Source organism: Micrococcus sp. 116 (assembly GCF_902506395.1).
GTDB lineage: Bacteria > Actinomycetota > Actinomycetes > Actinomycetales > Micrococcaceae > Micrococcus > Micrococcus luteus.
This window is the reverse complement of the sequence record NZ_LR732370.1, coordinates 1,470,540-1,481,721: the sequence shown is the minus strand read 5'-3', so window position 1 is coordinate 1,481,721 and position 11,182 is coordinate 1,470,540. Positions and strand designations below refer to the sequence as shown.

8 protein-coding genes are annotated in these 11,182 nt (G+C 78.1%); 5 read left to right on the top strand and 3 right to left on the bottom strand.

From position 1 onward, the window contains the following. The 3 genes from guaA to CITRIK5_RS06795 all read left to right on the top strand — a co-directional run. On the top strand, positions 1-1,600 hold a 1,600-nt coding region (gene guaA, locus CITRIK5_RS06805), incomplete at its 5' end, for a glutamine-hydrolyzing GMP synthase (RefSeq protein ID WP_370462585.1). A 98-nt stretch (positions 1,601-1,698) separates the two neighbouring features. Then, entirely contained in the window at positions 1,699-5,457 is a 3,759-nt protein-coding gene (locus tag CITRIK5_RS06800) for a DUF4011 domain-containing protein (RefSeq protein WP_159833387.1), read from the top strand. After that, positions 5,447-5,686 carry a hypothetical protein gene (locus CITRIK5_RS06795; protein ID WP_141843782.1) on the top strand — a complete coding sequence of 80 codons (240 nt, stop codon included), beginning with the start codon at positions 5,447-5,449 and terminating at the stop codon, positions 5,684-5,686. The genes CITRIK5_RS06800 and CITRIK5_RS06795 overlap by 11 nt, the downstream gene beginning before the upstream one ends. A 20-nt stretch (positions 5,687-5,706) precedes the next feature. Here the strand turns inward: CITRIK5_RS06795 and CITRIK5_RS06790 are convergent, their stop codons facing one another. Next, positions 5,707-5,985, bottom strand: coding sequence for an FmdB family zinc ribbon protein (locus CITRIK5_RS06790; protein ID WP_049147734.1), 279 nt, complete (start codon positions 5,983-5,985; stop codon positions 5,707-5,709). An 88-nt stretch (positions 5,986-6,073) separates the two neighbouring features. Next, on the bottom strand, positions 6,074-6,739 hold the full coding sequence (locus CITRIK5_RS06785) for a 5-formyltetrahydrofolate cyclo-ligase (protein ID WP_233569955.1): 666 nt from the start codon (positions 6,737-6,739) through the stop codon (positions 6,074-6,076). A 57-nt stretch (positions 6,740-6,796) separates the two neighbouring features. On the opposite strand from CITRIK5_RS06785, the gene CITRIK5_RS06780 reads away from it, so the two are divergent. Continuing rightward, positions 6,797-7,423, top strand: a complete 627-nt coding sequence (locus CITRIK5_RS06780; RefSeq protein WP_141843780.1) for a GNAT family N-acetyltransferase — start codon at positions 6,797-6,799, stop codon at positions 7,421-7,423. A gap of 76 nt (positions 7,424-7,499) precedes the next feature. After that, the gene (locus CITRIK5_RS06775; protein WP_159833385.1) at positions 7,500-9,245 is read left to right on the top strand and encodes an aminoglycoside phosphotransferase family protein; all 1,746 of its coding nucleotides are present in this window, start codon (positions 7,500-7,502) and stop codon (positions 9,243-9,245) included. Positions 9,246-9,309: 64 nt separating this feature from the next. Here the strand turns inward: CITRIK5_RS06775 and CITRIK5_RS06770 are convergent. Continuing rightward, on the bottom strand, positions 9,310-11,182 hold a 1,873-nt coding region (locus CITRIK5_RS06770; protein ID WP_236557157.1), incomplete at its 5' end, for a hypothetical protein.

Below are 11,182 nucleotides of genomic sequence, written 5' to 3'. Positions count from 1 at the left end.
CCCCGACACCCCCGCCCCGCTCAGCGACGTGATGCCCACGGTGCTGGTGCTGGACTTCGGCGCCCAGTACGCGCAGCTCATCGCGCGTCGTGTGCGCGAGGCCAACGTCTACTCCGAGGTCGTGCCCGCCTCCACCCCGGCGGCGCAGATCCTGGAGCGTAAGCCCGCGGCGCTGATCCTCTCGGGCGGGCCGTCGTCGGTGTACGAGCCCGGCGCCCCGCAGCTGGACCCGGCGCTGCTCGAGGCCGGGGTGCCCGTGCTGGGCCTGTGCTACGGCTTCCAGTCGATCGCGCACGCTCTCGGCGGCACCGTGGCCAAGACCGGCACCCGGGAGTACGGCTCCACCCGCCTGGACTCGGTGGATGCCGACTCCGTGCTGTTCGCGGACCAGGACCTCGAGCAGGTCGTGTGGATGTCCCACGGGGACGCCGTGACGCAGGCGCCCGAGGGCTTCGCCGTGACGGCCTCCACCGCGGGCGCCCCCGTCGCCGCGTTCGAGGACCGCGAGCGCCGCATCTACGGCGTGCAGTGGCATCCCGAGGTGGGCCACTCCTCCCGCGGCCAGCGGGTGCTCGAGAAGTTCCTGCACGTGGGTGCGGGCCTGGGCGCGGACTGGACGGCCAGCGGCGTGATCGAGGAGCAGGTCGAGCGCATCCGCGAGCAGATCGGGGACAAGCGGGCCATCTGCGGCCTGTCCGGCGGCGTGGACTCCGCCGTGGCCGCGGCCCTCGTGCAGCGCGCCATCGGCGACCGCCTCACCTGCGTCTACGTGGACCACGGCCTCATGCGCGAGGGCGAGTCCGCCGAGATCGAGCAGGCCTTCGGCGAGGCCCACGGCGGCGCCCGCCTCGTGATGGTGGACGCGCGCGAGGACTTCCTGTCCGCGCTGGCCGGCGTCACCGACCCCGAGGCCAAGCGCAAGATCATCGGGGAGCGGTTCATCCGCACCTTCGAGAAGGCGCAGGCGGACATCGTCCTCGAGTCCGAGCACGACCCGGACGCCACCGAGGTCCGCTTCCTCGTGCAGGGCACGCTCTACCCGGACGTCGTCGAGTCCGGCGGCGGGGACGGGGCGGCCAACATCAAGTCCCACCACAACGTGGGCGGCCTGCCGGACGACATCGAGTTCGAGCTGTGCGAGCCGCTGCGCGAGCTGTTCAAGGACGAGGTCCGCGCCGTGGGCGCCGAGCTCGGCCTGCCCGAGGGCATCGTGCACCGCCAGCCGTTCCCGGGCCCGGGTCTGGGCATCCGCATCATCGGCGAGGTCACCCAGGAGCGCCTGGACCTGCTGCGCCGCGCGGACGCGATCGTGCGCGCCGAGCTCACCGCGGCCGGGCTGGACCGCCAGATCTGGCAGTGCCCGGTGGTGCTGCTCGCGGACGTGCGCTCCGTGGGCGTGCAGGGTGACGGCCGGACCTACGGCCACCCGGTCGTCCTGCGCCCCGTCACCAGCGAGGACGCCATGACGGCGGACTGGGCACGGATCCCGGACGACGTCCTGTCCCGCATCTCGAACCGCATCACCAACGAGGTCGACGGCGTCAACCGGGTCGTGCTCGACGTGACCAGCAAGCCGCCGGGCACCATCGAGTGGGAGTGAGCGGCGCGTCCGGCGCCGCATCCGGCCGCCCCTGACCGGGGCGGCCGTCCGCACGAAGACCGCCTGGACCCAGGCGACGGAGGAAGGACCGCACGCACGTGACCGAGCAGGAGTTCCCGCGCCTGGCCCGCGCCCGCGCCGCCGCACGCCCCGACGAGGGGCAGACCCGCCCCGACCCGGCCGCCTGGGTGTCCTCCCTGGGCTCGGGTGCCGAGAACGACACGATGCTGCGGTTCGCGCCCTCGGCGGCCAACAGCATCGACCTCACGGAGGCGAACTCCTCCGGCGTCTCGCAGCTGCTGCTGGGGCGGCGCACCCGCCTGTCCACCCTGCTGCCGGCCGGCCCGGTGCTGGACGCGGCGCACGAGGTCTCCCTCGGCCTGCGCGCCAAGGTCCGCGAGCTGGCGGAGGAACGCGGCATCGACGTCGGGGCGCTCGCCGTGGGCGTGGCCACGTGGACGGCTGAGGAGGACGGCCGGCGGGAGCGCCGCTCCGCCCCCGTGCTGCTGGCCCGCGTGGCCCTGACGGTGCGCCGCGGCGCCCGGGGCCGGGACGAGCTGGAGGTCCAGATCACCGAGCCGGCCCGCCTGAACCCGGCGCTCGTGCGGAATCTGCGCCGGCACCACGGCATCGCCCTGGACCCCGAGGCGTACCAGCAGGCCGCCTACGCCACGGCGCGCCTCGAGCCCGCCCCCGCGTTCGCCCGCCTGCGCGAGGAGACCGCCGCGATCGCGGACCTGCACATCGAGGACTGCCTGCTCGTCTCCACGTTCGCGGACCTCGGCGAGACCGCCTCGCTGCCCGCCTCCCTCGAGGATCTGCCGGTCGTGCAGGCCCTGTACGACGCCGGCACCGGCATGGTGCCGCGCCCGCCGGCGCTGCAGCCCACGGGCGCGCCCGCGGAGGACGACGTCGCCCCGGCCGACGAGCGCCTCGTCGTCGACGTCGACGCCGCCCAGGCGCGCGTGCTCGAGCACGCCGCGGCGGGGGACTCCCTCGTGGTGGCGGCCGCCCCCGGCACCGGGCAGACCCAGACCGCCGCCGCCCTGGCCGCGCGCCTGGCCTGGGAGGGCCGGCGCGTGCTGGTCGTGGCCGAGCGCTCCGCCGCCCTGGCCGACGTGCTCGACCGCCTCGAGGAGGCGGACCTGCGCTCGATCGCGCTGGATGTGCCCGCCAACGCGGACCCCGAGCTGCTCCGCCGCCAGCTCGTGCAGGCCGTCCTGCGCTCCGAGCGGGCCGTGGACCCCGACACCGCCCGGGACGAGGCCGCGCTGACCGAACGGCGGCGCCGGCTGCAGGAGCACGTCGGCTCGCTGCACCACGTCCGCCCCCGCTGGGGCTGCTCGCCGTTCCAGGCGATGCAGGCCCTGGCCGCCCTGACCGGGCTCGAGACGCCGCCGGCCACCACCGTGCGCCTCAAGCGCTCCGTGCTGGACTCCACCGTGAACCGGCAGGCCGTGGGTGAGCAGCTCGTGCGCGCCGGGGAGCTCGGCGCGTTCTCGGCCGCCGCCACCGAGAGCCGCTGGTTCGGCGCCCGCGTGCGCAACGTGCAGGAGACCGAGGCCGCCTCGGAGCTGGCCGACGAGCTGGCGGCGGCCCTGCACACCACCCGACGCGCCGTGGACACCGCCGCCGCCCAGGCCGGCCTGCGCCCCGAGCGCACGGTGGCCGGCTGGGCGGAGCAGGCGGACCTCTACCGCCGCGTGGCCCGCACCCTCACCGAGTTCACCCCCGAGGTGTTCTCCCTCGACGTGCCCCAGCTGGTCGCGGCGACCGCCACCAGCTCGTGGCGGCGCCTCCACCTGGTCGAGATGTCCTCGGTGGCCCGGTCCCGCCTGCGCCGCGCGGCCAAGGACGCGGTCCGCCCGGGCGTGCAGCCCACGGACCTGCACGGCGCCCTCGTGGACGCCGCCGCCGTCCTGCAGGACTGGAACCGCCACGCCGCCGAGCCGGGCACGCCCCCGCAGGTGCCGGACCAGGGCGAGCACGTGATGGGCCACGTCGGCCAGGTGCGCGAGCACCTGCGCCGGCTCGAGGGCGTCCTCGCCCCCGAGGCCGTGGCCGAGGGGCCGCTGGACGAGCGCGACGTGGACGACCTCGTGGCCGCCGTCGACGGGCTCGTGGCGGACCGCGACACCCTGGCCACGCTGCCCGAGCGCACCCTCGTGCTGGACAGCCTGCGCGACCACGGCCTGGCGGAGCTGCTCGAGGACCTGCGCGAGCGGGAAGTGCCCACCGAGGCCCTGACCGCCGAGCTCGAGCTCGCGTGGTGGCAGTCCGCCCTCGAGGCGATGATCTCCGGGGACGACTTCCTCGCCATGATGAGCGGGGCGGACCTGACCGAGGTCGAGCGCGGGTTCCGCGACCTGGACCGCGCCCATCTCGAGCGCGGCGGCGCCCGGCTCTCCGCCGCGTTGGCCGCGCGCTGGCGGGAGGCGCTGCGCACCTATCGCGCGGACGCGGCCGTGCTGCGCACCCTGCTCAAGCAGGGCAGCCCCACGGTCGAGTCCCTGGCCACGATCACCCCCGAGCTCCTGCAGCCGCTCGTGCCGGTGGTCACCACCTCGCCCATGGCCCTGTCCGAGTTCCCCCCGGAGTGGCGCGCCGACGTCGTCGTGCTGCTGGAGGCCGACGCGACCGCCCTGGCCACCGCGATGGGCGCGCTCACCCGCGCGCCCCAGGTGGTGGCCCTCGGCGACCCGGTGATCGGGCGCCCGCAGTCGTTCCAGGTCTCCGTGGACCCGACGGCGACCGCCGGGCCCCTGCGCCCGCTGCGCTCGGCCCACGACGCGCTGGACGAGGTGCTGCCCACCCTGCCGCTGCGCACCGTGCACCGTCCCCTCGAGCGGCGCCTGGTGCGCCTGCTCTCCGCGCTCGCCTATGACGGCGCCCTGGACGCGCTGCCCACCGCGGGCGAGGCCACCGGCCGGGATCGTGCCGTCACGGCCGAGTACCTGCCCGAGGGCACCGGCATCCCGATGACCGGCGGCGACGTGGTCGAGTCCACGAACGCCGAGGTCGCCCGCACCGTGGAGCGCGTGTTCGAGCACATCCGCGACCGGCCCGAGCAGTCCCTGGCCGTGGTCACGGTGTCCGAGCAGCACGCCCGCCGCGTGGCCGCCGCCGTGCAGGCCACGGCCGCGCAGGCGCCGTGGGCCCACGAGTTCCTCGCCCGCGGCCGCGGCGAGGACGCCGCCGAGGCCGAGCCGTTCGTGATCGTGCCGGTCGTGCGCGCCGCCTCCGTGGTGCGCGACGCCGTGATCCTCACCCCCGGCTACGGCCGCACCCCGCACGGGCGCGTGGTGCACCACTTCGGCGCCTTCTCCGACCCGGACGGCGAGCGCATGGTCACGGTCGCGCTCACCCGCGCCCGCCGGCGCCTGCACCTCGTCTCCGCGCTGCGCGCCGCGGACCTGGACGAGGACCGGCTCGACGGCGGCGCCCTCTGGTTCCTGCGGCTGCTCGAGGCCTACCTGGGCGACGACGCCGCGGACCCGGTGGGCACGGTGGGCGATCCGCTGCTGGCCGATCTGCGCGACCGGCTCGAGGAGCACGGCGCCCGCGTCCTGCCCCGCTACGCCGGCGTCATGGACCTGGCCGTGCTCGATCCGCGCGCGGACGAGGCGCCCCGTCCGCTGGCCCTGGCCGGCGACGGCGGCGAGGTGTACCGCGCCCTCACGGTGCGGCAGCGCTCGCGGACCCTGCCCGAGGGGCTCGAGGCCCGCGGCTGGGAGCCCCGGACCCTGTGGGCGATCGACGTGTTCGCGGACCCGGAGTCCGTGGCCCGCGAGCTGGCCGACCGGCTGGGCGTGGAGCCGGCGGACGAGACGGACGAGACCGACGACGATGTCCGCTGACGGCGCGCCGCGCCGCCGCGGCCCGCGCCGGGCGGACGCCCCGGGCACCGGCCCGGCAGCCGCCGACGGCCGCGAGCCGCGCCTGCCCGAGATGCCCCGGCTGAGCGGGCAGGCCGGGACGTCGCCGGCGACCGCACCGACCGGGGACAGGGCCGGGGTCGAGACCGGTGCGGCCGAGGCCGAGCGTGACCGCTGGCTGCGCGAGCAGCGCCCGCCCCACTGGGGCTGAGCCGGCCCGGTGCGGCCGGGTCAGTCCGCGGCGGCGGAGGACGAGGACGACGTCGACGACGTCGAGGACCCGGCGGCCGAGTCCGAGGTCGATCCGCCGGCCGAGCCGGTGCCCCCGGTGCCGGAGCGCGAGTCGGTCCGGTAGAACCCGGAGCCCTTGAAGCTCACGCCGACCGAGCCGTACTGCTTGCGCAGGACGCCGCCGCACGCGGGGCACTCGGTGAGGGCGTCGTCGGTGAAGGCCTGGACGACGTCGAAGGCGTGGCCGCAGTCCTTGCAGCGGTAGGCGTAGGTGGGCATGCTCAGCTCCAGCTCGCTCGGGGCGCGCCGGGGCGCGCGGTTCTGGGGGGATCCGACCCCCGATGCTACTCCGCGCCGCGGGCCGGGCTCAGACCCAGCGCATCCCGGCCGCGGTGACGACGCCGTCCACGGGCCGGTCCGTGGGCTCGGCAGGGATGGCGCCTGCCGGCAGCAGCTCGTCCTCGAACACGAGGGCCACGGTCGGCACGCTCCGCGGCAGCTCGGCGAGGAAGCGGTCGTAGTAGCCCCCGCCCTGGCCCAGGCGCATCCCGTCCTCGGCCACCGCGAGCGCCGGCATGACCACCGCGGTCGCCGCCGCCAGCGCGTCGGTCCCGAGCCGTTCGCCCACGGGCTCGTCCACGGGGGCGTTCGCGGCGCGCGCCGTCGCGACGCCCGGGTGCCAGGAGGCCCAGCTCAGGCGTCGTTCCGGCTCGATCACGGGGACGAGCACCCGCGCCCCCGCGGCCAGCAGGCGGGCGCGCAGCCCACCGGTGTCCGGCTCGGTGGCCATCGGCAGCACGGTGGCCACCACCGGGGCGGTCCCGTCCGCGGTCGCCGCGGCCACGCGCGGGCCCAGCCACGCCCACAGGTGCTCGACGGCGGCCGCGGACTCGGCGGCGCGGCGCGCAGGGGAGCGGTCGCGGCGGGCGGTGCGCAGGCGCGCACGCAGGGCGGCCTTGGCGTCCACGACGTCGTCGACGCCGGCGACGGGGCCCGTGGCGGCGGGCTCGGGCACGGGAGGGGGAGTGCGCATGTCCCCATGATGCCCGCCGCACCGGTGCCGCGCCCGGCCGCGCATAGGATCGACGCCATGTCCTGGCAGCGTTCCCCCTGGCCCGTGACCCTGCGGCACGGCACCCTCGCCCTGCGGCCGCTGCGGCGGCGGGACCGGGAGGCGTGGGAGGAGCAGCGGGCGCACAACCGGGAGTGGCTGACGCCGTGGGACGCGACGAGCCCCGTGCCGGGCGCGGGTCCGGCGTCGTTCGGGCAGATGGTCCGCTGGCACGGCCGCCAGGGCCGGGACGGCAGCGCCTACACGTGGGGCATGGCCCTCGACGACGACCGCCCGGACCGGGACCGCCTGGTGGGGCTGCTGTCCCTGGGCGGGATCCAGTACGGCTCGGTGCTCTCCGGCTCGATCGGCTACTGGATCGACCGTCGCGAGGCCGGCCGGGGGCTGACCCCGACGGCCGTGGCCATGGCGACGGACTGGGCGTTCCGCAGCGCCGGTCTGCACCGGGTCGAGGTCAACATCCGCCCGGAGAACGCGGCCAGCCTGCGGGTCGTGGCGAAGCTCGGCCTGCGCGACGAGGGCCTGCGGCGCGCGTACCTGCACGTGGACGGCGCCTGGCGGGACCACCGGACGTTCGCGGTGACCGCCGAGGAGGTCCCCGACGGCCTGCTGGCCCGGTGGCTGGCCTCCCGGCCGCGCCCCTGAGCGGTCGACGGGACACGCCGAGTGCGGACACGCCGCGATGGCCGGACCGGTCCGCCCCCGGCGCTAGGCTGACCGCATGGACGAGACCACCGCGCCGACGAGGGCCGTGCAGGCCGCGCTCGACGCGCTGGCCGACGCCCGGGTGAGCGCGTCGCTGGTCATCGTGGCCCTCGTGGCCTTCCTGGCCTGGCGGCTCGTGCTGCGCCGCCATCGTCTCGCGTCCGCCCCCGCCCGCCCGTCGATGCCGAGGTCCTTCATGCACCGCCTGCAGAGCTCGCCCGCCGTCCGTGCCTTGACCGCCCGGTTCTCGGGCCGCCTGAGCGCCGCCGCCGACGCGGCGCGCACCGCCCGCGGCCGGACCGGCCTGCACATCCGGTGGGGGCGCACGGCGCTGTTCCTCGCCGCCCTCGTGGCCCTGCTCGTGTTCCTCGTGGCCGGGCTCGCCGCGGCGTTCGGCGCGGGCACGCTGTCCCTGGCCGGCTGGTCGCTCCTGTTCGCCGTGGCCGGGCTGGCCGGACTGCGGGCCCTCGCGGTCCGCGACCGCACCCGTCGCGCCCGGCCCGCCGCCGTCGTCGTCCCGGCGCGCCCCGCCGCCCCTGCGGCCGAGGAGCGGCAGGCCCCGGCGGCGGACCCCGAGCGGGACCGCCGCGTGCTGGAGACCGTGCTGGCCTTCGAGACCGAGGCGCCGCGTCCGGCCGCCGCGCCCGCCGCACCCCGGGCCGAGCCCGTGGTGGTGACCGCCTCCGCCGCCGCCCCCGCAGCGGACCGCGCCGTCACCCACAGGGTGCCGTCCTCCAGGATCCCGCGCTCGCCCGTCCCGGGCGAGCGCGGGATCCTGGAGGACGGCACCCTGTGGTGGTGGGCCCCCGCCGACCCCGTCCTGCCGGGCCTCACGCTGACCGCCGACCCGGACGCGCTCGCGGCCCTGCTCGGTACGGCGCCGGGCCGGGCCCGCCTCACGTGGCGCGGCTACCGGCCGCGGGACCGGGCGGTCCTGGCCGTCGAGGCGACCGGCGACGACGGCGTCGTGGCCCGCACGTTCCTGAAGGTGCTCCCGCCCGCGCGGGCCGCACGGGTCGCCCGGCGCATGGCCGCCGCGGGGGCGGCCGGGGTGCCGGTGCCCGCCGTCCGCGCGGCGCCGGAGCGCGGGGTGCTCCCACTCGCGAGCGTGCCGGGCCTGCCCTGGCGGGCGCTGCTGGCCGGACCCGAGGCCGCCGCCCTCGACCCCGCGCGGGTCGCCGCGCTGCTGGACCGGCTGCCGCCGGTGCCCGAGGAGCCCCCCGGCCCGGCGGGCCCCACGGCCGGGGCGGCCGGGGGCGACGACGCGGACGACGGCGGACCCGCCGTCCTGCTCGAGCACGCCACGTGGGCCGCCGTCGTGCTGGACCCCGAAGCCCAGGACGAGGCCGCCGCCCGGGTGGAGCGGCTCCGCGCGGCGCTCGCGGCCGGGGACCCCGGCCCGCGCGTGCCCGTGCACGGCGACCTGCACCCGGGGAACCTGCACGTGGACGCGGCGGGGGAGCGGATCACCGGCGTGCTGGACGCCGACGACCTGGGCATGGGACACCGCGTGGACGACTGGGCCGTCCTGATCGCCCATCTCGAGGCGGGCGCCGTGGACCTCGGCGCCGGCGGCGCCGCGCTGCGCGCCGTGGCCGAGCGGTTCCGGCGCCACGCCCGCAGCGAGGTCGACGAGGTGGCGCTGGCCGCCCGCGTCGCGACCGTGCTCGCCGCCCTCGCGGCGCAGCCGACCGCGCCCCGCGCCGTGCGGTCCGCCCGCCGGGCCGCCGCCGACGCCGCCCTGGCCCGCGTCGGCCTCTGACCCGCGACGGCTGCCGCCACCGTCTGGCCGGGCCGTCGGGCCGGGCCACTCCCTCGAGCGGCGGTCAGTCCGCGCCGAGCCCCTCCCGGAGCGCGTCGAGCTCGTCCCGGACGCGCGCGGCGCCGTCGTGGTCCCCGAAGGCGGACAGGCACTGGTGCAGGCCCGTGAGCGCGCCGAGGCGCACGAGCGTGGAGTCGGTGGAGTCGCACACCAGGCGGAAGAGCGTCGCGGCCTGCTCGGGGCTGCCGTCCTCGGCCACCACGTAGGCGGCGAAGAGCTCGGCCTGCGCGGCGCCCTCGCGGTCCCCGGCGGCCGTGAACAGGTCGGCGGCCTGCAGCGCGGTGGCGATCGCCTCCGGCCCCCGCTCGAGCGACCACAGGGCCCGGGCGCGGGTGTCCGTGTAGTCGGCCACCTGCCAGTCGGCGCCGGCGTCCCGCACGAGGGCGAGCGCCTCCTCGAGGAGGTCGAGGCCCTCCGCCTGGCCGGACTCGCACAGCAGGTACCCGTGCGCGTGCAGCGCGGCCGGCAGCACCGCCGGGTCCTCGTCCACCGCCTGACGCGCGGCCGCGACCGCCCGCTCGAACAGGTCGAGGGCGGAGGGCCGGGTGCGTTCGTCGCGCTCGCGGTTCACGAGGGCGCCGGCGGCCAGGAGCGTGCGCGCGGCGTCCTCCCACTGGCCGTGGGCCTCGAACAGGCCGGCCGCCTCCCGCCACAGGGGCAGCGCGTTCTCGGCGCGGTCCTGGTCGTGGTGGGCGTGGCCGAGGTCCACGAGGGCGCGGGCCTGCTCGACGTCCCGGCCGTGGGTGGCCTCGCGGCGCACCAGCCGGGCGAGCAGGGGCTCGGCCTCGTCGGCGCGGCCGGCGAGCACGAGCTGGTGCGCCCACCAGTAGCTCAGGCTCGAGGCCTCCGGCGCCTCGGCCTTCTCCGCGTGCACGGAGGCCAGCTCCCACGCGGTCACGGCGGCCTCCTCGTATCCGTCGAGGTCGCCGGCCACGCGCCCGGCCAGGGCCGCCGCGGAGGCGGCGCCGCGCCGCAGCCCGACCGAGGCCATCCGCTCCGCCGCCTCGAGCGCCAGGTCGAGGGCGGCCGTCGGACGGTCCAGCTCGTGGGCGGCGATCGCCCGCACCGTGGTGGCGGAGGCCAGGACGGCGCGGGCGGCGGGCAGCGCGGTGACGACGGCGGCCGCCGCGTCCGCCTCGGCGTGCTCGCCCCGCCACAGGTGCAGGCGGGCGAGCAGCAGATGCGCGCTGGACCACGAGCCGGTGGGCAGCAGGGCACCGGCCGCGCGCAGCCCGCCCAGGACGCCGATGACGCGGCGGGCCAGCTCGAGCGCGGCGTCCAGGTCCCCGGTGTGCACGCGGTGCACGGCCAGGGCCAGGGCGGCCTCGGGCAGGACGGTGTCCCCGGGGTCCTCGCCGGGAGCGCCCGGCTCGTCCTCCACGACGCCGGCCAGCACCGCCGCCTCGACCGTGTCCGGATCGCGCACGAGGGCGGCGCCGAGCTGGGACTCGAGCCCGGCCTGCCGGGGCCGGCCGAGGTGGCGCAGCAGCGCCGCCCGGGCCTCCACCCAGCGGGTCAGGGCGGCCTCGTCCCCGACCTGACCCGCGGCGACGGCGAGCGCCCGCAGCAGGGCGAGGCGGACGTCGTCCTGGCCGGGCACGAGCGCGGCGAGACCGGAGTCGGCGAGGCGGGCGGACTCCCGGGGCTCGTCGCGCAGCGCGGCCTCGAGGGAGAGCTCCCACCAGCCGCGGGCGTCCAGGGCGGTCGGGGCGTCGGGCGCCGCGGTGCCGCGGGCCTGCCGGAGCAGGGCGCGCACCCGGAGCAGGGCGCGCACCCGGTCCAGGGCGGCGTCGACGGCCGGCTCCACGGGGCCGCCGGAGGGGTCGTCCCGGTGGGGCGGGTCCTGCGGGGTGTCCACGGGCGCGGCTCCTTCCGGG

Bases quoted from the DNA above. Each gene is read 5' to 3' on its own strand.
- CITRIK5_RS06795 (WP_141843782.1), top strand. From the start codon at position 5,447: ATGTCCGCTGACGGCGCGCCGCGCCGCCGCGGCCCGCGCCGGGCGGAC.
- CITRIK5_RS06775 (WP_159833385.1), top strand. From the start codon at position 7,500: ATGGACGAGACCACCGCGCCGACGAGGGCCGTGCAGGCCGCGCTCGAC.
- CITRIK5_RS06780 (WP_141843780.1), top strand. From the start codon at position 6,797: ATGTCCTGGCAGCGTTCCCCCTGGCCCGTGACCCTGCGGCACGGCACC.
- CITRIK5_RS06785 (WP_233569955.1), bottom strand. From the start codon at position 6,739: ATGCGCACTCCCCCTCCCGTGCCCGAGCCCGCCGCCACGGGCCCCGTC.
- CITRIK5_RS06790 (WP_049147734.1), bottom strand. From the start codon at position 5,985: ATGCCCACCTACGCCTACCGCTGCAAGGACTGCGGCCACGCCTTCGAC.